The sequence below is a fragment of the Niabella sp. CPT15-335-S11 genome (assembly GCF_058792415.1).
In genome coordinates this window covers 354,467-378,742 of record NZ_JBYTEI010000002.1, presented here as the reverse complement: position 1 = coordinate 378,742, position 24,276 = coordinate 354,467, and the positions used below count along the sequence as shown (strand labels likewise).

The 24,276-nt window shown below is 45.4% G+C and carries 21 protein-coding genes and 1 tRNA gene; 15 read left to right on the top strand and 7 right to left on the bottom strand.

The window, feature by feature from the left end:
- Window positions 1-548 precede the first annotated feature (548 nt).
- From AC3WS5_RS08160 to AC3WS5_RS08135, 6 genes are all read left to right on the top strand, one after another.
- Window positions 549-3,104 (top strand): alpha-L-rhamnosidase-related protein, encoded by a 2,556-nt coding sequence (locus AC3WS5_RS08160; RefSeq protein WP_492466803.1) that lies wholly within the window; start codon window positions 549-551, stop codon window positions 3,102-3,104.
- Between the two features lie 156 nt (window positions 3,105-3,260).
- Window positions 3,261-4,643, top strand: a complete 1,383-nt coding sequence (locus AC3WS5_RS08155) for a cytochrome ubiquinol oxidase subunit I (RefSeq protein ID WP_492466802.1) — start codon at window positions 3,261-3,263, stop codon at window positions 4,641-4,643.
- A 6-nt stretch (window positions 4,644-4,649) separates the two neighbouring features.
- A complete protein-coding gene (gene cydB, locus AC3WS5_RS08150) occupies window positions 4,650-5,687 on the top strand; it encodes a cytochrome d ubiquinol oxidase subunit II (protein WP_492466801.1) in 1,038 nt (345 codons plus the stop codon).
- Window positions 5,688-5,848: 161 nt separating this feature from the next.
- Window positions 5,849-6,097 carry a type II toxin-antitoxin system ParD family antitoxin gene (locus tag AC3WS5_RS08145; protein WP_492466800.1) on the top strand — a complete coding sequence of 83 codons (249 nt, stop codon included), beginning with the start codon at window positions 5,849-5,851 and terminating at the stop codon, window positions 6,095-6,097.
- Complete coding sequence (locus AC3WS5_RS08140) at window positions 6,097-6,402, top strand: type II toxin-antitoxin system RelE/ParE family toxin (protein ID WP_492466799.1); 306 nt, start codon at window positions 6,097-6,099, stop codon at window positions 6,400-6,402. The genes AC3WS5_RS08145 and AC3WS5_RS08140 overlap by 1 nt, the downstream gene beginning before the upstream one ends.
- A 521-nt stretch (window positions 6,403-6,923) precedes the next feature.
- Window positions 6,924-8,246 (top strand): ATP-binding protein, encoded by a 1,323-nt coding sequence (locus tag AC3WS5_RS08135; RefSeq protein ID WP_492466798.1) that lies wholly within the window; start codon window positions 6,924-6,926, stop codon window positions 8,244-8,246.
- Window positions 8,247-8,334: 88 nt separating this feature from the next.
- On the opposite strand, the gene AC3WS5_RS08130 is transcribed toward AC3WS5_RS08135, so the two are convergent.
- From AC3WS5_RS08130 to AC3WS5_RS08115, 4 genes are all read right to left on the bottom strand, one after another.
- Window positions 8,335-8,419 (bottom strand) — tRNA-Ser (locus tag AC3WS5_RS08130).
- 200 nt (window positions 8,420-8,619) lie between these two features.
- Window positions 8,620-9,936, bottom strand: a complete 1,317-nt coding sequence (locus tag AC3WS5_RS08125; RefSeq protein ID WP_492466797.1) for a hypothetical protein — start codon at window positions 9,934-9,936, stop codon at window positions 8,620-8,622.
- A 4-nt stretch (window positions 9,937-9,940) separates the two neighbouring features.
- Window positions 9,941-10,522: an RNA polymerase sigma factor gene (locus AC3WS5_RS08120; protein ID WP_492466796.1), complete on the bottom strand. Its 582-nt coding sequence runs from the start codon at window positions 10,520-10,522 to the stop codon at window positions 9,941-9,943.
- A 76-nt stretch (window positions 10,523-10,598) separates the two neighbouring features.
- Window positions 10,599-11,405, bottom strand: coding sequence for a DUF4397 domain-containing protein (locus tag AC3WS5_RS08115; protein WP_492466795.1), 807 nt, complete (start codon window positions 11,403-11,405; stop codon window positions 10,599-10,601).
- An 83-nt stretch (window positions 11,406-11,488) separates the two neighbouring features.
- Here AC3WS5_RS08115 and AC3WS5_RS08110 point away from each other — a divergent pair, with 83 nt between their 5' ends.
- Together AC3WS5_RS08110 and AC3WS5_RS08105 are read left to right on the top strand one after the other, a co-directional pair.
- On the top strand, window positions 11,489-12,355 hold the full coding sequence (locus AC3WS5_RS08110; RefSeq protein WP_492466794.1) for a sulfite exporter TauE/SafE family protein: 867 nt from the start codon (window positions 11,489-11,491) through the stop codon (window positions 12,353-12,355).
- A gap of 1 nt (window position 12,356) precedes the next feature.
- On the top strand, window positions 12,357-12,752 hold the full coding sequence (locus AC3WS5_RS08105) for a DUF1634 domain-containing protein (RefSeq protein WP_492466793.1): 396 nt from the start codon (window positions 12,357-12,359) through the stop codon (window positions 12,750-12,752).
- Between the two features lie 33 nt (window positions 12,753-12,785).
- Here the strand turns inward: AC3WS5_RS08105 and AC3WS5_RS08100 are convergent, their stop codons facing one another.
- Window positions 12,786-15,014, bottom strand: a complete 2,229-nt coding sequence (locus tag AC3WS5_RS08100; protein WP_492466792.1) for a tetratricopeptide repeat protein — start codon at window positions 15,012-15,014, stop codon at window positions 12,786-12,788.
- Between the two features lie 128 nt (window positions 15,015-15,142).
- Between AC3WS5_RS08100 and hutH the strand changes: the two genes are divergently transcribed.
- The 3 genes from hutH (at window position 15,143) to AC3WS5_RS08085 (ending at window position 19,388) form a co-directional block, all read left to right on the top strand.
- Window positions 15,143-16,642 carry a histidine ammonia-lyase gene (hutH, locus tag AC3WS5_RS08095; protein ID WP_492466791.1) on the top strand — a complete coding sequence of 500 codons (1,500 nt, stop codon included), beginning with the start codon at window positions 15,143-15,145 and terminating at the stop codon, window positions 16,640-16,642.
- Between the two features lie 417 nt (window positions 16,643-17,059).
- Window positions 17,060-18,637 (top strand): replicative DNA helicase, encoded by a 1,578-nt coding sequence (dnaB, locus tag AC3WS5_RS08090; protein ID WP_492466790.1) that lies wholly within the window; start codon window positions 17,060-17,062, stop codon window positions 18,635-18,637.
- A 40-nt stretch (window positions 18,638-18,677) separates the two neighbouring features.
- Window positions 18,678-19,388 (top strand): RsmE family RNA methyltransferase, encoded by a 711-nt coding sequence (locus AC3WS5_RS08085; protein WP_492466789.1) that lies wholly within the window; start codon window positions 18,678-18,680, stop codon window positions 19,386-19,388.
- A 38-nt stretch (window positions 19,389-19,426) separates the two neighbouring features.
- Here the strand turns inward: AC3WS5_RS08085 and AC3WS5_RS08080 are convergent, their stop codons facing one another.
- On the bottom strand, window positions 19,427-19,924 hold the full coding sequence (locus tag AC3WS5_RS08080; protein WP_492466788.1) for a deoxycytidylate deaminase: 498 nt from the start codon (window positions 19,922-19,924) through the stop codon (window positions 19,427-19,429).
- Between the two features lie 193 nt (window positions 19,925-20,117).
- Here AC3WS5_RS08080 and AC3WS5_RS08075 point away from each other — a divergent pair, with 193 nt between their 5' ends.
- Together AC3WS5_RS08075 and AC3WS5_RS08070 are read left to right on the top strand one after the other, a co-directional pair.
- On the top strand, window positions 20,118-20,774 hold the full coding sequence (locus tag AC3WS5_RS08075) for a protein-L-isoaspartate(D-aspartate) O-methyltransferase (protein ID WP_492466787.1): 657 nt from the start codon (window positions 20,118-20,120) through the stop codon (window positions 20,772-20,774).
- A gap of 4 nt (window positions 20,775-20,778) precedes the next feature.
- Entirely contained in the window at window positions 20,779-21,477 is a 699-nt protein-coding gene (locus AC3WS5_RS08070; protein ID WP_492466786.1) for a LysE family translocator, read from the top strand.
- A 5-nt stretch (window positions 21,478-21,482) separates the two neighbouring features.
- Here AC3WS5_RS08070 and AC3WS5_RS08065 read toward each other — a convergent pair whose 3' ends face one another.
- Window positions 21,483-22,796 (bottom strand): 4Fe-4S dicluster domain-containing protein, encoded by a 1,314-nt coding sequence (locus AC3WS5_RS08065; RefSeq protein ID WP_492466785.1) that lies wholly within the window; start codon window positions 22,794-22,796, stop codon window positions 21,483-21,485.
- A gap of 70 nt (window positions 22,797-22,866) precedes the next feature.
- On the opposite strand from AC3WS5_RS08065, the gene AC3WS5_RS08060 reads away from it, so the two are divergent.
- Window positions 22,867-23,367 (top strand): phosphoribosyltransferase family protein, encoded by a 501-nt coding sequence (locus AC3WS5_RS08060; protein ID WP_492466784.1) that lies wholly within the window; start codon window positions 22,867-22,869, stop codon window positions 23,365-23,367.
- Window positions 23,368-23,477: 110 nt separating this feature from the next.
- Complete coding sequence (cmk, locus tag AC3WS5_RS08055) at window positions 23,478-24,185, top strand: (d)CMP kinase (protein ID WP_492466783.1); 708 nt, start codon at window positions 23,478-23,480, stop codon at window positions 24,183-24,185.
- Window positions 24,186-24,276: the final 91 nt, after the last annotated feature.

Genomic DNA, 24,276 nt, shown 5'->3' with positions numbered 1-24,276 from the left:
TACACTCCGGCTGCGCAAAAGCGGGCTAAACAATTAATTGTTCGCGGAATGACTTGTTCTAATGCTTGGTTTTCAATTCGGATTTAGGAAGTTCAGTGAAACGCGCAACTGCAGTCAAATATTCACGAAGTTCCGGTCCATTATAATTCGGCCAAAATAGCAAAAAAAAGTCAAAAGAGAGACTATGATTGAAAAAATCGTTCTGATTTGGATCGGCATAAAGAAATAGTATCAGCTTTTATCTTTACCTGCGAGTAACTTTCGGATTCAGAGGCACCTTCAGCCAGGTTCTTTTTATTGCCTTTTACTCTTAAAATCAAAATTTACATACTTATTGTCAAATCTCACATTTATCCCGATCGCCCGATTGGATACATTTGGTTAATTGATTAAACAGATTTAAACCATATTATGAGAAGATTTGCCTTCCTTATTGTATTCATTTTATGCGGGCGTATTTGTTCCGCAAAACCTTGCACTTAATGTTCAATGGAATAAAATCACTATGATATCCAAAATAACGCGCTCCATATATAAACTTTATATTAATGAATAATAAATTTAAAGAGGTAACTACTGGCTTGCTATTAGCATTTATTTTATGTACGGTAAACTGCTTCGGCCAGAACACACGTGTACTCAACCTTGCTCCTGCAAAATGGATATGGTATCCGTCAGACCGGGTGTTGCAAAACACCTTTGTTTTATTTCGCAAGGAATTTAATTTAAGTAGCGTTCCTGATTCTGCCACTGGGTGGATCTTAGCGGACAGCCGTTATCGGCTTTTTGTTAACGGGCGAGCGGTACAATGGGGCCCTGCCCCTTTCGACCCGAGGTGGCCGGAAGCTGATCCTGTTAATATATCCCGATATTTGCATGCCGGGAAAAACGTTATAGCCTGTCAGGTATTATTTTATGGGGCGGGAGACGGCACCTCGCCAATTGGCAAAGCTGGTTTATTGTGTAAACTTAAAATTGGAAACCATTACATTGTATCAGATTCCACCTGGCGAAGCTGCCTGCCCAAAAGCTGGCCTGCGGGTCATTATAAGCGTTTCTTCCTGAGATCGTTGCAGGAGGAGTTTGACGCCCGGTTATTTCCTTATGGATGGGACAATGTAAACTTCGCTGTAACTGCTGATTGGTTATCAGCACACGAATCCGAAACTTCCGCGGCGAAGCCGTCCATTTCCACAGACATTCCGGATTATCAATGGCAGGCTTATAGCTCTAACGGTGATATTCGTGAGCGCAGTATTCCAATAATGGTTGAAAACGAAGTGCCGGTAAAGCAGCTGACTGAATCGGCTTGGATCACCTGGAAAAGACCCGCTGAAGAATATTTTGATGTCATGACAAAAAACGCTTCTACTGCAGAGCGTGCAACTATCGCCCGTCAGGATAGCGCTGGTAGCTGGATAGTGCCGTCAAACGGAGATAAAGCAGCTGTTTTAACTTTTGAATTCAAAGAGCAATGCGTTGGCTGGCCGCATTTTACCATTGAAGCGCCGGCCGGGACCATTGTCGAAATGCTGGTGCACGAAGCGCACCAGCCAGGCAAAGATGTGCTTATCAATACTCATTTTCAATCCTGGACAAGGTTTGTCTGCAAGGCAGGTCTCAATACCTTTGAACCGTTTGATTTTGAAAGCCTGCGCTGGCTGCAACTTCATATTCGCAATTACCGCGGCAATGTCAGAATCAGTAACATAGGCATACGCCGCAGGCAATACCCTTTTCTGGAAAAACCACAGGTTACACTTTCGGATACGTTGCTGCAACGCTTGATCAATGCATCAGTAAACACACTTTATAATTCCGCACAGGAAACCGTCGTGGACGGCATGGCGAGGGAACGCCAGCAATACAGCGGCGACGGGAGCCATCAGTTACATCCCATATACCAGACATTGGGTGACAGCCGGCTGCCGGCACGCTTTATTAAAACCTTCAGCCAGGGCCAGACTACAGAGGGTTATTTTATGGATAGCTGGCCGGCGTTTGACCGGCTGGCGAGGATAATGGAACGACAGGTGGACCTAACCACTTGGGGGCCGATTTTAGACCATAGCGTTGGTTTTTGTTTCGATAGTTATTATTACTATATGTATACCGGGGATACGGTAGGGTTGCAGGAGTCTTTTCCACGGCTTTTAAAGTTTTTTGCCTACCTGAAAAAAGAGCGGTGCGCCGATAACCTGTTGCCCATCGACAGCCTGGGTATTCCCTCCGTTTGGATGGACCATACGGCGTACCAGATGCAGGGTCACAAACAATGTGCGTTCAACCTTTACACCTCGGCCATGTGCATGCATGCCCTGGCGCCGCTTTGCCGCGCTTTTAATCAAAATGAAAAAGCCGAAGAGATCGAACAATTCGGCAGGGAGTTGCTTGCGGCAACGATAAAGAAATATTGGAGTACGCAGGAAGAGACCTTTGTGATCAACTTACCCTGGTTAGCCCGGGAAAGCGGCCCGAGGTATTGCGACCGTTCCCTGTCTACCGCTATCCTATTTGATCAGTGCCCTGGTGGCAACACAGCGCGCAGCCTGCAGCTGCTGATCAGCCGTCCGCCTCAACTGGGTATATCCTATCCTTGTAATGCCATTTGGCCCGCCTGGGCATTAGCTTCCGCGGGCCGGATGGACGTTGTCCTGAAGGACTTACGGACAATGTGGGCAGGTATGGCATCCGTACGGCTTAACAATACATTACAAGAAGATTGGGTTTGCTACCCGGATGGCTCGTCCCAGTGGAGCCATTGCGCCCAAACGCCGCTGATCATGATGCACCAGGGGATTGCCGGGATCAGACCGATTACCGCAGGCTATAAAACCTTTCAGATTTATCCGCAGTTAGAAGACCTTAAATCAGTTGATATGACCACTAATACTGTCGCCGGGCCCATCATTTTTAAAAGCAGCGGTTTACTGGGACGCCGTAAGCTCAGCTTAGCGATACCCGCCGGCACCACCGCGGAGTTAATCGTAGATAAGCGGGAACAACTGCACCTTAAGAAAGCGGCTCAATCAATCATCCCGGGCAAGGATACTTATATCATAAAAGGCGGTACAAAATTGACCGTGTTGCTCAGGCATACTTAGGATACATTTTAATAATGGCAAATAAAGATAATTTAAATATAGTCTTATTCGGTATGGGACTTGAGGCCTATTGGGACCCCCTTTGCATCGTAGGATCTGCAAAAAATACGAATTATATTGTTTACTTTTATAGTACCATTTATACTAAATAAAACCATGGATACTGAGATACTCGCCCGTATTCAATTTGCTTTTACGATAGCATTTCATTATATCTATCCACCGTTAAGCATAGGAGTTGGGCTGCTGATGGTGATATTTGAAAGCAGCTACCTGCGAACAAAGAACGAAACGTATCATCAGTTGGCTCGATTCTGGACTAAAATATTCGCGCTTATTTTTGGTATTGGTGTGGTAACGGGCATTGTCATGGAGTTTGAATTCGGCACCAACTGGGCGACTTACTCCAGGTATGTGGGTGATGTATTCGGAAGCGCCCTGGCTGCAGAAGGGATTTTTGCGTTTGCACTGGAAAGTGGATTCCTCGGCGTCTTGTTATTTGGGTGGGATCGCGTAAAGCCCTGGGTGCACTTGCTCTCGACAACCGGCGTTTTTCTAGGCTCCATGTTTTCAGCGATTTGGATCGTAGTCGCTAATAGTTGGCAGCAAACGCCTGCAGGCTTCCATATCGTCGGGGAGGGTCTTCATGCCAGAGCGGAGATTACTGATTTTTGGGCAATGGTATTCAATCCATCAAGTATTGACAGGGTTCTGCACGTCTGGACCGGCGCTATCATTGCAGGTGCGTTTTTGGTATTAAGTGTACATGCCTATTATCTCTTGAGGGAGCGCCATATTCAGATTTCGAAGAATGCATTTCGGATAGCATTGATCGTGGCAACCATCGCTTCAGTTTCGCAACTGCTTATTGGTCATCGTTCTGCGGAAGGCGTTTCAGTAAATCAGCCGGCAAAACTTGCGGCTTTTGAGGGTCATTTTGATAAAAGCGCTGCTGCCGATATGTATTTGTTTGGATGGGTGAATAAAGACAAGCAACAAACTTACGGACCAAAGATACCCGGCGGATTATCTATGTTGTTGCACTATGACCCAAAGGCGCCGGTAACAGGTTTAAATGCATTCCCCAAAAAAGATCAACCTGGGCAGGTGAATGCAGTATTTCAATTCTATCATATTATGGTAGCTATTGGCGTTATTTTGATAGTGCTTACGCTTTACGGCAGTTTTAGTTTGCGGAAAGGGAGATTATTTGATAAAAGATGGCTCCTTTGGATCTTTGTTGCGGCAGTCATTTTACCCCAAATTGCGAATCAGGTGGGTTGGTTCGCAGCCGAAATGGGACGGCAGCCCTGGGTAGTATATGGGTTGCTTCGAACTTCGGATGCCTTTTCCGCATCCGTGACAGCCAATCAGATTTTATTTTCTATTATTCTTTTCCTGGTTGTTTACCTGATTTTATTTGCACTGTTCATTTATCTGCTGCACAAAAAAATCAAGCAGGGTCCTGAGGACGACGGTGGCGAAGCAGACAAGCGGCCACTGACGGAAGAGATCACTAAAGTATTAACCGGAAACTGATTAACCATGGAAACATTATTAGGGCTTGATTATCCAACCTGGTGGTTTTTAGTCGTGGGTGGACTATTCTCAGGTTACGCGATATTAGATGGGTTTGATTTTGGGGCAGGGGCTCTCCATCTCTTTTTATTAAAGGAAGAAGAAAGACGAATAGCGCTGAATGCGATTGGTCCGGTGTGGGATGGAAATGAAGTGTGGCTTGTCATAGGCGGGGGTGCACTATTTGCGGGATTTCCTGTGATGTACGCCACGTTGTTTTCTGCAATGTACACGCCGTTCATGCTGTTTCTGGTATTGATTATTTTCCGGGCAATATCCATCGAGTTTCGCGGCAAAGAACCAGGAAAACTATGGCGCAAGACCTGGGATGTCAGTTATTTTGTTTCTAGCATTCTGCTAGGTTTTTTATTAGGCGTGGTGTTGGGGAATGTTTTGCAGGGAATTGCTATAGATGAGAATTTCAAGTATCATGGTGAAGGTTTTTTCGATTTTTTGAACCCCTTTGCTATACTGGTCGGGTTAACGGCGGTGGCTTTATTTACGGTGCACGGGGCGATCTACTTATTACTTAAAACCGAGGGCAGGCTTTATTTAAAGCTCATTCTTTTACTCAGAAGGGCGATTGCTATATTCATCGTTTTTTTTATGGCCACGTCAGCTTATATGCTGATTTTTATCAAACACCTGTCTGCTGATTTTTTTACTGATCCCTTATTGTTTTTGCCACCCTTGCTTACGATGTTGAGTGTGGCTAACGTGCCAAGGCTGGCATACAAACAACGCTATCGTAGCGCGTTCTTGTTTACTACACTGACCATTGCTTTAACTTTTGTACTTGTTGCGGTGGAGTTGTACCCTGTATTGTTATATTCCACAATAAGTCCTCAATATAATATTACCATCTATAATGCTGCATCGTCTTTAAAGTCGTTGAAGATCATGCTTACGATCGTTGCAATTGGGGCACCGTTAGTATTGGCTTATACCATTTTTGTGTATAGGACATTTTGGGGCAAAGTAAAACTGGATAAGCACAGTTACTGATGCAGGATTTTGGATCGTTTGAGCTGGGTACAGGAATTACCTCAGGTAGGGCAATATTGTTTTAATACGCAACCAGCCTTTGAAAACACCCGCAAACAAACGGTTCCGAAATTTGGGATTGATACCAACTATTGGTATATTTGGATTAAAAATTTGGAATTATGGCCAAGAACACATCGATCTTGTTAGGTGATTACTTTGAAAACTTTATCAATCAACAAGTTAAATCTGGCAAGTTTTCTTCCGCGAGTGAAGTCATAAGGGCGGCCTTAAGGATGTTTGAACACGAAGAAGCTAAGAAAGTTGAATTGATTGGAGAGCTAAGAAAGGGCGAAAAGTCTGGATTTGTAAAGAACTTTAACAGAGATACTTTTCTGACCTCTTTGCATAAAAAACATGTTTCAAAATAATGAAATATAGAATTAGTAAAGAGGCTCAAAATGATCTTGAAAACATCTGGCTTTTTACTTTTGAAACCTGGTCAGCTGAACAGGCTGACAGGTATTACAATTTAATTCTAAATGAAATAGAGTATCTGACTGCTAACCCAAATTCAGGCAAAGAATATGGTCATATCAGGGATGGTTATTTCCGTTCAAAAGTAAAATCGCACTTTGTCTTTTACAGAATTAACACGAAAGAAAGTGAGATCGAAATTATTAGAATATTACATCAGCAAATGGATATTGAAGGCAGGCTGAGTCAGGTTGACTAATTTGCGTTTCTTTTTTACAAAACTTGGTAAGTCATTTTTATACCCTCCTAGGTACAAATATAATATTTTTGTTCGTATTTATACTCGAAAGGTATATTTTGGGTTCTAAGCGTATTTTATGTACCCGATAGGGTGTAAAGAGAATTAAATAATGCCGTACTATACCTTATGGGGTATAACCAGCGTGAAACTAACCGAATAGTCTTGTCAGATTCGGTTAGGCAAGCTAGTTTTCAGCTAGTCTGGCAGTCTTAATTTGTTTCCGATTTGCTTAGTTTCTGCAGCCTGATTATTTTGAAGTGGTTAAATGTTTGTTTATTCATTCTCAATTAGGCTCATCGGCCAGTCCCTGTTTTCTTTTACCTTTTTTTGCTAAGCAGTTGTTAGCCTTCCAGCAAAAGGCCCCGCACTTCACAAATCCAGATACACTTGGTGGATCAATAGGCATAATCGTCTTCCTGATGAAGATAATTTTAGAAAAATCGTCTTTTTAATAAAGACGATTTGTATATTTGTGCGGTATGAGAGAAATAATAAAAGAGATTTTAATCCAAAATCAGGAGCGAGACCTTTCCAGAGGGCTTAGATTTCGCAATACGGGAATATCGTTAGATCTTGAAAAGATACAAACCATCATTGGCCCCCGGCGTGTTGGTAAGACATCGGCAATGCAATTGGCAATGGAAGAATTAAAAACAAACCGGGGGATCGCGCCTGCCCAAATTATCTATTTCAACTTTGAAGATGAGCGCATACAACTTGAACCGCATCAACTCGACCTGATTCTCCAGGCCTGGCAGGAACTCAATCCCGAAGCTAAATTGGAAAATGCCTGGTTCTTTTTCGATGAAGTACAGGCGGCACCGGGTTGGGAGCGCTTTTTAAACCGGATCAATGAAACATGGTCCAAAAGAATATACTTTACCGGCAGTAATAGTTCTGTACTTCATACCGAGTTAAAATCGGTACTGAGAGGTCGCAGCGTAGCGATCGAATTATTACCCCTTTCTTTTAAGGAATATGTTGAATTCAGCAATTTTAAACCCTCGGTATACGGTTCAGGTAAAAGCCAGACCATCGCCTTATTTCATAAATACCTGGCGAATGGAGGATACCCCGAAACGATTAATCTACCTTTCCCTCAAATTGGCCTGGCCTACTTACAGGAATATTACAACGCTATGTTGCTCCGCGACATTGTAGAATACAACAAGCTGAGTAATTACAGCTATTTAAGAAGCCTCTATCGGCAGGCAGCTGCTACGATAGGCAAAACAATTAGTAACCGGCGCTTATACAATCAGCTCAAAGCACAACAATATAGTGTGGGTATAAATAGTATCTACGATGCGATGGACATGGCAGAACAAGCCTATCTCTTCAAAAGGATTAGCCGGTTTGATTATTCGGACAGCAAACGCGTCAAATCAGATAAAAAGATTTATTGGCTCGACAACGGCTTGTTAAATGCCAACACCGCACAATATACAGGCAACAACGGTCTGTTATTAGAAAACCTGGTATTTAAGGAGCTGTACCTGCAATTTGGCAATATTTATACTCAAAACATCTACTATTATTCCGAACCCTCCGGCGAATGTGATTTTGTAGTCTACCCTGAAGGGGGAATTGCTTTGCCAGTACAGGTAAGTTGGACGCTCACCGATCCAGAAACACGGAACAGGGAAATAAAGGGGTTACTTAAGGCATCTGCCTATTGTAAAGCTACAGTAGCCTGGATCATCACGCTTGCGGAAGAGGAAGAACTGACTATAGACGGGGTACAGATTAAAATTATGCCAGCCTGGAAATGGATGTTAAATGCTTCATCAGCAACTGTGTGAACACGACGGATAAAGTGTATGCAAGCGATGGATAATGACGTCTGAAAACAAAAATGCCCCGCCGCAGGCGGGGGCTTTATTTGTCTTGCGGAGAGAGAGGGATTCGAACCCCCGGACCTGTTACAGTCAACGGTTTTCAAGACCGCCGCATTAAACCGCTCTGCCATCTCTCCGGGCGCAAAATTAGGGGTTCAACGTCTTGCGGCAAAATAATTTAGCAGTTGTGCGCAGATAAAACCTCATAAAATATTCATGATTTTGGAGAATCACCAACAGCCATGAAAGTCGTGTTACACCCAACGGCTTCAACGAGCCAATAAAAAAAACCTGTCCGTATACCGGAACAGGTTTTCTATATTTATATGGAAATGGTTTAAAAATCTAACTTCACCCTTACGCCCATTCCCGTGTAATTCAATCGCTGGTCAGACACACTCTTCATCGGCAACTTCAAAAAAGGCTCCAGCGCCACGGCGTTTTTCGGTGATACTTTCTGCTTATAACCCAACGTAAGATTGTAAAATCCCATAAGATTAGGTTGTTTCCGGGTGTCAGCAAGCGGCGTATTGGTGATATTATAATCACTTATGTTCATCACCTTGTCTTCCTTCAAACTACCCGAACTGCTTTCTACCTTTATCCTTACATTCTGACTGTTAATATATGTGTACTTAGATGTATTCCTTACAACATAAAAACCTGAAAGCCCCCCCGAAACATACATGTGCTGATTGATCTTAAAATTTAAATCCAACGGTATCTCAATTCCAGAAGCCAGATTCTCAACCGAATCCAGATGAGGAGCAGGAGTTATTACACTGGCCGTTCTGGCCGCGGCAATCAAAGCATTAGAAGGTTCCCGCGGCGACGATGACGCCAAAGTAGAACCGCCATCCGGCACAGGCGCCGTAAGATGTTTTAAAGCGGACATCTTGGAATGAGCGACTCCCGTACTTACACTTATTTTCTCACTCACCGCATATAAAACTGAATACCCAAAACCCATCTTCAGCCCCAGATCTCCATAAGTGGGAGCTACATATACACTGGAATGCCACCTGGAATGTCTCTCACCAGACGATGGCGTTGCAGTCTGCTGCGCCACAGCCATGGCCTGACCCTCCCTGGCTGGCTGCTTCGGTGCAGGTGTTTCATTACCGGTCACGATCCTATTCTCCCAAAATGGTCTGTTTTCCTGGATATTCGCCGGCTTGCGTTCAGTGTCTGCCTTGGGTTGAACGCCTGGAACAACTTCTGCAGACGGTTGGACAAACAACTCGCCCTGATCCTGACCGGCCATCCTTTCCTGGTAAGGAAACTGGGGCACACGCCCTGTATTCTTCGCAATGTATTCCCGTGAAACTTCAGGTCCCACCGGAATGATCTGATCAGGGGCCAGATTGCCGCCTTTTGAATCTTTCTGCGGAGCAGGAACAGAAACCGCTATTTTCGGTTCTTTAAGTGTTGAAGGATGCCTGGGTGTATTCAAAAATTGTATCAGGAAAACCAGACCAGCAACGGCCGCCGCCGCCGCGCCCGCCCATCCCCAAATAGGAACGACAACCCGCTTCCTGACCGCTGGCCGGTGTTTCGCCGCAAACCGCTCCCACGCACCCTCATCATAACCCTCATCATGATGGGATAAAGTCTGCTTTATATGGTCTAAAAAGTCGTCCTTTGGCTCTTTCATCACACTACAGGTTTTTTATATAAAGGCTCTTTAGCTTATTCTTGGCCCTTGACAAATAAACCCGGCTCACATTTTCAGGAATGGCCAGCAAACCGGCTATTTCCTCATGAGTGAAACCTTCAATTTCATATAAACTGAATATTGTCTTTTGTACCAGGGGCAGCTTATTCAACAATCTCAGGATATCCTTCGCATTGTCGGTTAGCTCATACTTCTCCGATCCCAGCGGTACATTATTTTCATTCAATTCAGTCGGTCCGAATACTATCTTCTTTTTTCTCAGAAAATCAATTGCAGTCCTGGATGCTATCCGGGCAATCCAACTTTTAAAAGAAGGAACGATCCCGGCAGACTGGCCCGATCCATTGAATCGCGATAGGTTGCTGAAGATTTTCAAAAAACTGTCGTTTACCAGTTCTTCGACCTCGTGGAAATCATCGACATAACGAATAATTACACCTTTGATATAGCCATAATAGCCTTTGTATAATAATTCCTTGTGTCGCCAGGAATCCTCCCGGCATCCGGCAATTATACTTTCAAGACTGGCATTATCAAGGCCCACCACAAATGAATAGTTGTGCAATGTTATGAATCCGTTCCTATCCGTGCAAATATCCGTCTTCTTTGGGTTTCAGCGGCGGATATTTCGGCTAGGATTATCAGTGCCGGATCGACTCAAGCCTGATCCTGCCACTTTCCGTCGTCAACCTAACAAATCCCGTGGCCCAGATTGTATATATATTGCCATTTAAAAGATTGATTAGTGGTACACTAGCCCAGATACTTTTTTCTCCGGCCGGACGGGCATCGAGGGCGAGGTTTCTCCCGGCGTTGATACTGATAAATGAAGAGGCCTCTTTATATCCGATGTTTTCGGCAACCTTAATTTCCTGTCCTCTTACGTACAGATCAAGGTTGCCAACATCGGGGCTCATATTGATAAATCTAATTTTTACCGAGTCAGGACCAGGGGCCTGACTGCTATCCCTAAACATAACCGCATCCATCCTGCTTAATGTATCTGCAATCAATACCGTATAATACTTCCCTCCGTCAAACTGCAGACCCTTTGAAAACAGAGGATTTTGAGCCTCTGCGCCATAGACGGAAAAAGTTTTTTGACCTGCAAAAGTCCGGAAGTAATCAATCCGGTCTGTATACCCAAAATACTTTAAACCCAGGCGATTTTTGTCGATAGACACATCCAAAGTCCCAATGAGTGGAGCTGCATGGATGATGCTCAGAAAAGGTCCCACTCCCGACAGATTTGACCCGCCCCCGGCAGAAGTACTGAGCAACTTCCCATTCGCGTCATACACAAAACCGGGATAAGTAAACTTTTCACCAATGAAGCTATAAGCCTCACTTCCACCAATAGGTTTTGCGTCCTTTTTCTGACAGGATCCTACCAAAAAAAGAACGAATAGAAGGGTAGCAACGGCACAAACATCAAATTTTATTTTCATTCCCATTGATTTCCATTTAGTAAAACGTAGGATTATTATCAAACGCAACATTACCGTTAAAAAAAATTAAAAAAAAATTCAAATTGACCGGACTATATTTGCCGTTCCCATTCATCATGAGCGTCCTTGCATTCACAGCTATTTTATTCGCCGGCGCCCTTAGCGCCGGATTTGTTGGTTCATTGACCGGATTAGGTGGCGGGGTGATTATCGTTCCGTTGCTTACCATTGGATTGGGTGTTGATATTCATTACGCTATAGGGACTGCTTTAATATCTGTTATAGCTACTTCTACCGGCTCTGCCGCAGCTTACGTGCGGGAAGGGATCACCAATATCCGACTGGGTATGCTCCTGGAAATAGCAACCACCATTGGAGCCCTCGCCGGCGCCCTGCTGGCCAGCTTCGTGAATCCGAATTTCATCGCGATCTTATTCGGTGTGGTTTTGATCTATTCGGCTTTGAATACCCTCCGAAGAAAAACGGAACATCACCTTGAAAAGTCCGACAAGCTGGCTGCTGCTCTAAAGCTGGATAGCAGCTACCCAACCCCCGATGGACCGGTTAAATATGGCATGAAGAATGTCGGAGGCGGATTCGCGATGATGGGGATAGCCGGCGTCCTTTCCGCACTGCTCGGTATCGGCAGCGGAGCACTCAAAGTGCTGGCTATGGACACGATCATGAAAGTGCCTTTTAAGGTCTCTACAACGACCAGCAACTTTATGATGGGCGTGACAGCAACCGCAAGCGCGGTTATTTACCTGCAGCGCGGCTATATCGTTCCGAATATCGCGATGCCCGTGCTGATCGGTGTGCTCCTGGGAGCGATAGCCGGCTCAAAAATTCTCGTGAGGTCAAACCCAAAGAAACTTCGACTGTTCTTCGCTGTCATCATCATGTTCATGGCCGTGAATATGATGATCAACGGATTCAGGGCTAAATTTTAAAATGAAAGACGAAAGGAAACATATCGGTGACCGCGACCTGGAAATGGTTATTTCAAAAATCATGCGCTGGGGTGTACTCGCTGCCATCACCTTCACGGCAACCGGTGGCATTATCTTTCTGTTCAGGCATTCAGGTCAGACTTTTAACCATCGTCATTATACAGCCGTTGATCAATCGGTCGTTACAATATTTCGCGATGCTATTACGGGCATCTTCAATGGCAACGGCAGATCTTTCATCATGCTTGGAATAATGTTGCTTTTTGCCACCCCCGTAATTCGCGTGATATTTTCCCTGATAGGTTTTATCCTGGAAAAAGACCGACTCTATATCGTCATAACCTCGATCGTGCTAGCGATCATCTTAATCAGTATTTCAGGTGGATTCGCCGCCTGAGTCGACCTATGCCGTCCTTTTGTAGTCACAATACTACAAACCCAATCGCTGCCACAACGCAGCAAAACGGGGATCGCCGGGATAGCGTTTTTTTAAAGTCTGGGCAAAGGGCATCGCATTTGAAGGTTGGTTTTGCTGCAAGAAAAGAATACAAAGGGCATAATTGATATCCGCATCACCCGGTGCCAATGCCAGCGCTTTTCTGTACTGCGCTTCCGCAGCAGAAAGGTTTTGTTGCTGCTGCATCAACACCCCATAATTGTAGTACACCCTCGGGTTCCGTGAATGAAGCGCGATCGCTTTCTGAAGATTCTTCTCCACCTCGTGCTGGTTCCCTGTCTCATTAAAAAGCAATGCCAGGTTAAAATAAATCCGATCATTCTTCGGGTCCGTTTTAAGCGCTTCCTGTAATACCTTTAGTGCATCGGCATTCCTGCCCATTATATTATATAACGTTGAAAGATTGAGGCGGGCATAGTTCATAGCACTGTCCTTTTTCAACCCCCGGAGATAAAATTGCTCAGCCTTATCATACTGGCGAAGTTTCAAAAAATAATCCGCGGCCATTATATTGCCCGAAGCAAAGTCAACCTGGTACATAATATAACTGCTGAGTTCCTGCTGGGCGCTCGTAAATGAATCGCCAAAGCCCGATAAACGTTCAGGTTCAATACCACCGACGATCAGGTTAGCAGCCGCGATCCGCACCGCCCTTACTTTGTCCTGCAACAGCGGAGTCACCAGGCCTATCCAGCGGGACGAAGGAAATCCCGACAGCCCGGTCAGGGCACGGTAACGTACCTGGGCGTCCTTATTCCCAAGTTGGACCAGGATCTCCTGTAGACTTGCATCATTGTCAATGCCCGCCAGGTAGTGCACGGCGGTTGCCTGGATGATAGAGGGCGTAGCTGTATCCTTGAGTAGTTTGAGCAAATGTGCCTGTGCCGGCAGGTCCATTTTGCTTCCCGGAATCAGGTCCTCCGCAAAGTGATATTTTCTTTCGGGACCGTACCAGCGTACAACGGCTTCTGCAGCCCAGCTTGCCGGTTTATCCTTATGGCAATCGTTACACGCATTTGGCGTACCATATTTTTCAGAAAGATCGGGGCGGGGCGCACGGAAAATATGATCGTGGCGCAGATCGTTCCCCATATAATACTTGGATGGCATATGACAGTTTTTACATAATGCCCCATCAGTACCCATCGCATGGAAAGTATGCTCCGGACTGTCATAGTTTTTCTTGACATGACACTGGTTGCAGACACCATTGCCCGCGATGATCAGTTTCCCCGAATGCGGGTTGTGACAGTTGCTGCATTTTACTCCCCGGTGATACATGACACTCTGGAGGAAGGATGCGTAGGTGTAATCTTCATCTTCTACCTGACCGTCTGCATGATAAAACTCTGTAGTAGGAATCTCCGGAATATAGTCATCAAGGATTTCATTCGTGTGTTTAAGGTCCGGACTGATATTACTTTTTCTCGAATGACAGGGGAAACAGGTTTCGATCTCCATCTGCTGACTGCTGTACTTAGCCAGGTTCATGTAGGAACCCGGATGTTTCCTGCCCTTCTTATAATCCCGACTGTTGATATATTCTATGTGCTGACCCGCCGGTCCATGACAACTTTCACATCCCAGAGTAAGCAGACTGTATGTGGTCTGATAGCTATCGGTTTCAAAATTATAATTCTTTTTCAGGTTGGTGCTATGGCATTCGGCACACATCGTATTCCAGTTTTGCGCGTTGCCGGTCCAGTGTAACCAATCGCCCGGGGGAATTTTCTGTCCTGCATATTGATGAAACCACTTATTGTCGCGGCTGTCCCAGCTTTGACGCGTTACCTGCATACGCCCCTTGTCAAAGGCCACCAGGTACTGCTGAAGCGGAAAATAGCCGAACGTGTAGAGTATCTCAAAATCCTGGTATTTACCATCCGCGCCCTGGGTATTGATAAAGAATTTTCCATCCTTTTTAAAGAACCTGGACGTGATGCCATCTGCGGTGTAGGTTCGATTGTTGAAATCTCCTAAAACGGTTGTGTCATTGGCAACCTGCATAGCCCTGAAATGGTCGGAGAGCGACCATTGGTCAAACTCCGTTTTATGACAGGATATACAAGCCGAATCGCCGACGTAATTTTCTGCAAGTGTCGCTTCTTTTTTTTGCTGACGGTCAGCGCAGTTCACGGCTGTAAGACCCGCCAGTACGAAAAGTATCAATCCCACCAGCACCCATATTTGTTTTTTCCCCACTAGAAAAGTTTTTTTTCCGAAACAAACAATATAAACGGGACAAAAATAAGAAGACCGGGCGCCCGATAAAAATACTATTTATTTATATTGCTGAAAAAAGGTAATTTGTACGCAAATCGATTGCCGGTATGGACATACATTACATCACAGATGAATGGATCCGCCTGGATGAGCTGCAGACACTGGGCGCTCAGAAAATTAATCTAGCATTGTCAGTTGAAACGTTTCGAAAAGTGAACCGCTGCCGTGAGTATCTGGACTGGAAGTTGAAGCACTCGGGTGAACTGTACTATGGCGTAAACACGGGTTTCGGTTACATGCAGAATGTAGCGATCAACAACGGGCAGATTACCCAACTGCAGTACAACCTGCTCACTTCACACGCCTGCGGAATGGGTGAAGAAGTGCCCGATGAAATTGTGAGGTGGATGCTATTTCTGAAAATTCAATCACTGGCGAGGGGTTATTCAGGTATCCACATGAATACGATTCAGAGGCTCATCGATTTTTATAATCAGGGTGTACTGCCTGTCATATATACTCAGGGATCTCTGGGCGCCTCCGGTGATCTCGCGCCGCTGGCACATCTCAGCCTTCCGCTGCTGGGATTAGGCGAAGTACGGGTTAACGGGCAGAAAATGACTGCCATGCAGGCACTCGACCGATTCCGGTGGCAACCACTTCACCTTAAAAGTAAAGAAGGGATCGCCCTGATCAATGGAACACAGTTTATGACGGCTTATGCTGTTAACTGCCTCCTGGAAGCTGAACGGATCTTCAAATTATCCGACCTGATAGCCTGCATCTCGCTCGACGCTTTCGATTGCAGCATACAGCCTTTTCACGAAAAAATTCATGCGGTGAGACCCCATAAAGGTCAGGTTGACACGGCCCTCCGTATCAGAAACCTGCTGGCCGGAAGTGAAATGATCGCACAGCCAAAAAAAGAAGTTCAGGATCCTTATTCCTTCCGGTGTATTCCTCAGGTGCATGGCGCTTCAAAAGACGTGGCGAACTTCTTTCAGAAAACTATGCTGACCGAAATCAATTCCGTCACTGATAATCCGAATATATTTCCGGAAGAGGATCTCATTCTTTCGGGGGGAAACTTTCACGGACAACCACTGGCTTTGGCATTCGACCTGATGTGCCTGGCCCTGGCCGAACTGGGTAATATCTCCGAACGGAGAACTTATCAGCTTCTTTCGGGGCAGCGCAACCTGCCACTCTTCCTGGTTAAAGAACCGGGCTTGCACTCCGGACTGATGATCCCCCAGTACACGGCCGCCAGTATCGTTAACGACAACAAGCAACTATGTACACCCGCCAGTGTGGATTCCATCGTTTCCTCGAACGGACAGGAAGATCACGTGAGCATGGGGGCCAATGCCGCCGTTAAGTGCTCTAAAGTCGCGAGAAACCTGGAAAAGATCCTTGCCATCGAACTACTGACCGCCTGCCAGGCTATCGAATACCGGAGACCTCTCCATAGTTCCCCGGCGGTGGAAAGGATGCTGAATGGATTCCGTGAAAAAGTGACATTTAACGATAGAGACCGCGTATTGCACGACGATATGGAAGCCTCCCTGTTGTTTTTGAAGGGTTTTGACGTAGAGGGCATCGAATAGAAAATCCGGCAACGGGGATTATCAGGCACGCCGACACAGGATGAGAGTCCGCCAGGCAAATGGCTATCCGACACGGCGTTGACCTGGAAAGCCGACTGGAAAAAGGCTCATTAACCGGCTGAATAATTGCCCCCAAACCCCGCGATTTCGTCACGTGTTGCGGATCATGTTTTAGATGGGTTTAATTAATCAATTGTAAAGTCCTATCGTACAGTTTGTTTCCGGTGTGAATAAACCTGTTAATAACTCGTATAGAAATAAAGATTTTTTTGTACAGTAAATCGGCTCTAAATTCGTCGCAGGATTTCGAGGGAATGAACTATCACAATTAATTCCATTATTGTATAAGTTTGGAAATTACCCCCTGAATCATTGGTAAAGACTGATGGTCTAAATTTTTATCGGCATACGCGAACGATGGATCTGAAAAATACTGGTACGGAAAGAAAGCAAAAACGAAGGTCTTCTATCGATCTAGGGGCGATGGTCTATGGGAAATTACCCCCGCAGGCCCGGGAACTGGAAGAAGCGGTCCTTGGGGCTATAATGCTTGAAAAGAACGCATTTGATTCGGTTATCGAGATCTTGAAACCCGAGTGCTTTTACGTTGATGCACATCAACGAATTTTCCGTGCGATGCAGTCGCTGGGTAATAAAAGTCAGCCTATTGATATACTGACGGTCGTAGAAGAACTCAGATCCCGGGAAGAACTCGATATGGTTGGGGGAGCTTACTACGTGACCAAACTGACGAACTCAGTTGTTTCTGCGGCAAATATCGAAGCCCATGCCAGGATAATTTTACAGAAATTCATACAGCGCGAACTGATCCGGATCAGCGGAGAGATCATCAATGACGCCTACGAAGACAGTACCGATGTGTTTGAATTACTGGATGAGGCTGAAGGCAAATTATTTGAAGTAACCAATCAGCATTTAAGAAGCAGTATCCAACCCATTGATTCCGTGCTGGTGAATACGATTCAACGCATCGAAGATCTCCGCCACCGGAATGAAGATGTTACCGGCGTGCCAAGCGGATTCAAAACTCTTGACAAAGTAACCTACGGCTGGCAAAACAGTGACCTCATCATTCTGGCAGCACGCCCGGCTGTAGGTAAGACAGCCTTTGCCTTAAACCTGGCGAGAAATGCTTCTATGAATCCTTCCAAACCTACTCCGGTCGCGTTCTTTTCGCTGGAAATGAGCGCCAGCCAGTTGGTACAGCGTATCCTGGCAGCAGAAAGTGAGATCATGCTGGAAAAAATCGCTCGCGGAAAGATGGAAGAGCATGAGATGAAACAGTTGTATACCAAGGGAATTCAGAAATTATCTCAGGCGCCCTTGTTCATTGACGACACGCCGGCGCTGAACATTTTTGAGCTCCGGGCAAAATGCCGGAAACTTAAAAATAAACATAACGTGGGGATGATCATCATCGATTATCTGCAATTGATGAGTGGCACAGGAGAAAACAGGAATGCTAATCGTGAACAGGAGATCAGTAATATCAGCCGTAACCTGAAAGGCCTTGCAAAAGAATTGAGTGTACCTATTATTGCCCTGTCGCAACTGAGTCGTGAAGTGGAGAAACGTGGTGCGAAAGACGGAAGCCGCGTACCACAATTGAGTGACCTGCGCGAATCGGGCGCTATTGAACAGGATGCTGACCTGGTTATGTTCCTATACAGACCAGAATATTACGACATGACGACTTCTGCCGATGGTGAAGATCAGCGGGGACTTACAGAAGTGAAGATCGCGAAACACAGAAATGGTCAGTTGGATGTCATCAAACTAAAAGCCCTGCTTCATATTCAGAAATTCATAGGTTGGGAAGAAGATCCGTATAACGCCATCGGCCTTGCCGGGGGTGGATCCTGGAAGCGGATCGAAGATCAGGAAGGTGGCGCAAAGATGTTCATTGCTGAAAGCCGCATGAATAAAATGACTGATGAAGAACTGGAGAATAACCTGGATGATGCGCCTTTCTAATACACTGAAACAAATTTAATCGCCCGTCTGATTTCCGTTCATGCAACCATTGCCCTATTTCTATATCGATACCGCCGAAAATATAGGAGAAGATATGCTATTGAACGAAGTGACCTCAAAGCATATCGTTCAGGTACTCAGAATGAAATCGGGGGATCAGATCCATCTCACCGACGGACAGGGTCGCCTGCTAACCGCCGTCATTACGCAAGCTGATAAAAAACAAAGTACGGTCAGGAAGGTAGCTGAAAGCGTGTTTGAACGCCCCCAACCACAGGTATCAATAGCCATCTCCCTGTTAAAGAACAACAGCCGCTTTGAATGGTTCCTGGAAAAAGCAGGCGAGATCGGCGTTTATACTATTTTTCCTTTGATCTGCCATCGAACTGAAAGGCTTACCGTGCGGACCGAGAGGCTTCGTAGCATCCTGGTCAGTGCTATGTTACAAAGCAGACAGACGTTCTTGCCTAATTTAAGCGACCCAATGCTGTTTGCTGATTTTTTGAAATCTGATTCGGTCGACACCGCTACGACCACGTATATTGCACATTGTGAACCAGGAGATAAACCACTCCTTAAATCATTTCCTCCCAGTCCGCGCCCGCTCATACTGATCGGGCCCGAAGGAGATTTTACCCCGGAAGAGATTCATATTTCCGTAGACAAGGGATTTCAGCCCGTTAGTCTCGGTACGGCCAGGCTTCGGACAGAAACTGCAGGGCTGGCGGCAGCGATGATCCTTACCCTTTGATCGCTAAGAATCTGGATCCATTTCAGTCAAAACTGCTGTCAGACATCTTCTTCCAAAAATGAAAGATGAATTTCACGGATGTTGACGGTTGCCTTCCTGTAGCTCACACCCGCTGTGTCTAGCATCTTTTTCGCAGCCACAAAACTGTCCTGGCTGGCATATTTATCAGATAAATAAATGACTTCTTTGATACCCGCCTGAATAATAGCCTTGCTACATTCATTGCAAGGGAATAAAGCTGTGTAGATTTTGCACCCCAGTAAGTTGATGCCGATATTGTTCAGGATCGCGTTCAGTTCAGCATGACAAACATAGGGATATTTGGTTTCCAGGAATTCGCCCTGTTTTACCCAGGGAAACTCGTCATCGCTGCATCCTATAGGGAGCCCGTTATAACCAACACCAACGATCTTATTTTGCTGGTTTACAATGCAGGCGCCTACTTGTGTGGAAGGGTCTTTGCTTCGTTTACCCGAAAGGAGCGCCACGCCCATGAAATATTCATCCCATGAAATATAATTTTCTCTTTTTCCCATCATCCTTTTTTTACGATTGTTTTGGACTCAAGATATGGGTAAAAATACTATTTGAATAGGACATATACCTAAAATAGGTTTTTGAGGCTCAATATTTCCAGAAAAATACTTAATTAGAACAGAGAAACTGCACAAGTTGGATATTCATTCAATTTGCGGCTTACTGCAAAATTTGGGTTAGATTTGCGGTCTTATGAAGAGGAGTACAGAGGACACGTATAAACATAAGGGCCTCCGCAAAAAACTGGTTGATTCTATACGGGGGAAGGGAATAACTGATGAGCGGGTGCTGGAGGCCATGAATAGTGTTCCGAGGCATTTCTTCCTGGATTCTGCTTTTGACGATGTAGCGTATGCCGACAGGGCTTTTCCTATTGAAGAGGGGCAGACCATCTCACAACCTTATACAGTAGCTTACCAGACGGAATTATTGGATGTAAAACCCGGGATGAAGGTACTCGAAATTGGCACGGGAAGCGCTTATCAGGCCGTCATACTTGCGGCCGTGGGTGCACATGTTTTTACGATTGAGCGCCAGCGAAAACTTTTTGAGGAGAATAAATTATTCCCCTATCTCAGGCAATTCCCGTTTATCAAATTTTTTTATGGCGATGGCTTTCTTGGCCTTCCCACGTTTGCGCCGTTTGACCGGATCATTATTACAGCAGCAGCTCCTGAAATCCCTCAGGCGCTTATTGATCAAATGAAAATAGGCGGGAAGATGGTGATTCCGGTAGATATCGGCGGGGTCCAGCAAATGAGGAGGGTAACCCGGATGGAAGGCGATATCGAAGTGGAGTATTTCGCAAATTTTTCATTTGTTCCGATGTTAAAAGGAAAAAAATTCTAGCCTGATGAGGAACGGAATTCTGCGCGTTTTTTTGATGGGGATGCTCATTAGCTTTCTGGGTTCGCTTCCTTTGGGAACCCTGAATGTTGCAGCCATGCAGATCGCAATTGCTGAATCGGTTAGAAATGCCATGCTGTTCGCCCTGGGTTCTTTGTCGGCAGAAGTGATCTATGTCCGGCTCTCATTGGTGGCGATGGACTGGGTCCGGAAGCAGCAGAAGATCTTCAGATACCTGGAATGGATTACCCTTCTTGTCATTTTGGCCTTGGCAGTAAGCGGCTACTATGCCGCTTTGCATCCGGGTGCACATAGGAATATTATACTGAACAATAATTTACCATCCTATTTGCTGGGCCTGACCATGAGTGCCATAAACCCAGTCCAGATTCCGTTTTGGTTCGGATGGAGTACCGTGTTGTTTACAAAAAATATCCTGATACCGAACCGGGCCTATTACAATATTTATATTACCGGAATAGGCATCGGTACTTTGCTTGGGAATTGTGTGTTTATTTTCGGGGGACGTTTGGTTGCACACATCATTAGCGACAACCAGGCAGGACTGAATTTGGTGATCGGGATTATATTTTCAGTGACAGCACTGATCCAGGTCTGGCGCATGTTTATCAAGAAAAAGGGCGTAGTTGCCAAGATTCAGGATATCGACAAACTGCAACGTCAGGCAAGTCCGATTGAATACTGATTGTGCTATTCCCGCATCCATGAATCCCGGTCATCCGGACTAAACTTCCACGGTGCAAAATTATTTTCAATATTGCTGAACATGGCGTTCCATTCCTGTGGGGCATTGCTTTCTTCCATCACCAGATAGCGCCTGAGCTGTAGGATGATGTCGAGCGGGTTAATGCTCACGGGACATTCCTGTACACAGGCATTGCAGGTAGTGCAGGCCCTGAGTTCTTCGGGTGTGATATAGTCAAATAATAGTGACTTCCCATCCTCTTTCATCGCTTTATGCCCGTTCATCGCGCGGCCAATTTCTTCAGTGCGATCCCGGGTATCCATCATAATCTTCCGCGGCGAAAGTTTCTTCCCTGTCTGGTTTGCAGGGCAGGCCGCGGTACAGCGCCCGCATTCTGTGCAGGAAAATGCATCCAGTAAATTTTTCCAACTCAGGTCGCCGATGTCTTTAGCGCCGAACCTTCCGGGATGCTCTGAAGGATCTGGCGTGAGGTCGGGTTGCAGGATATAATGCACCTCATCCTGCACGGCCGCTATATTCTTCATTTTCCCTGGTGATTCAAGTCCGGCGAAATAGGCATTCGGGAAGGCCAGCAGGATATGCAGGTGCTTGGAATAGGGGAGGTAGTTCAAAAAAGCAAAGATACCAGCGATATGTAACCACCAGCTCCCGCGTTCTATACCCATCAGCGAAACATCGGACAGTGAAGCAAGCTGAGCATGCAAATGACGTGATATAATAAAATTCTCTGAAAGGTGATAATTGTAAAGCGATGGATTCCTTGTGTAAAGCAGTGTATCAGATGCATTCATGGTCAGGAAAAGGGTCATCAGGATGATTTCAGCAATCAATATATAGTTTGCGTCGCTCCGTGGCCAACCATCGAGCTCTTTGCTTGCGAGCCGTTTTACCCTGAGAACATTCCTCCTGATCAGAAATATGGCGCAGAAGAGAATGACTATCACGGCAAGGACTTCGAATGCGTTGATCAGGATCGGGTAAAGTCTCCCCAAAGCACCCGTAAATATTCGGTGTGTGCCCGCCAGTCCGTCGGCAATGATCTCCAGGACTTCGAGATTGATTATGATAAATCCGGCATAAACGAAGAAATGAAGTACACCTACCAGCGGGTTCCGGAACATTTTCTTTTGTCCAAAGGCGAACAACAGCACATTTTTCCAACGGCGCCATTTCTGATCGCTGATGACTTCCTCCCTCCCAAGGTTAATATTGTTCCTGATCCGGGAAATTCTTCGATAAAAGATCAGAACAGCAGAGAGTGTCAGAAGACCGAACAAAATTTGTTGCACGATTTGCATACTGTTTCAATTACATTAGCTAATTTAGGCCTTGTTCATGGCAGGTCTTAAAATTAAGGAAAACTAATACATGGTAGTCACAAAAAAAAATATTCTGAACGAGGATGTTATTTCCAAGAAGATCGAGCGGCTGGCATTGGAAATTATTGAAAACAACTTGGACGAGAAGGAAATATTCCTTGTGGGGATAGTGTCAAATGGAGTGATCCTCGCAAGAAAGATTAAACAACTCATTGAAGCCAATTGCAGTACTAAAGCTTTTTTAATAACATTACAAATTGACAAGAAAATACCAGGAGATGTGGTTTTGGACTCGCATCCGGATTTTGATGGAAAAGTTGTGATTGTGGTGGACGATGTTACAAACAGCGGAAGAACATTGCTATACGCCATGCGGCCTTTTCTGGATTATCAACCTAAAAAAATACAGACGGCTGTTCTGGTCGAGCGAAGCCACACGGTGTTCCCCATCAGCGCTGATTATAAAGGATTTTCCCTGTCGACAACGCTACAGGAACATATTACGGTGGAAGTGAAGGGGGACCGAGTTACCGGGGCTTATCTGGACTAGAAGCCTTTGTCAGAAAGGTTTGCATAGCTTTCCAGGAAGCTGTGTCGGCTGCCTGGTTATAGGCAATATCCAGGTTTTGGCGGGAAAATATGTATCTTTCCGCCCGGATTATGAAAAAAATTATCATTGCTATAGATGGTTGGTCCAGTTGTGGCAAGAGTACTCTTGCCAAACAACTCGCAAAGAAGCTGAACTATGTTTATGTGGACAGCGGGGCCATGTATAGGGCGATTACCCTGCACTTCCTTCGTAAGAGCGTAGATTTAGACAAACCAAAAGAGATCAAAAAAGCGCTGGAAGAAATTGAGCTGGATTTTAGGTATAACGAGCTGACCCACCAGGCCGACATGTTTTTGAATGATGAGAATGTGGAGTACCTGATCCGGGATCTCATTGTGGCAGAAAAAGTCAGTGACGTGGCTGCCATCGGGGAAGTTCGCGAGTTTGCAGTGGCGCAGCAACAGAAGATGGGGAGGAATAAGGGCATTATTATGGATGGCCGGGATATTGGCACCGTTGTTTTTCCTGATGCCGAACTCAAGATCTTTATGACCGCTGATAATATGGTGCGGGTGGAAAGGAGGTTTAAAGAGATGTATGCCAAGAACCCGAATATTACCGTTCAGGAAGTGGCTGAGAATATTCAGATGCGGGATTATATCGACTCCAACCGGGCCATCAGTCCACTCAGGCAGGCTGAAGATGCCATCGTGATTGATAATACCAATTATACGCCGGAAGAACAATTGGAGGTAGCCTACAAACTTGCTAAAGAAAGAATTTCATCAAACGACCGAGAGCCAAGCACTATTAAATAATCGGCTCATCCTTCTCAATCCTGTAAGGATAAAGATTTTAACCTTGTCACGCACGTCAGAGGCGTGGAGGTAGGGTAGTGGCAGGGGTTAC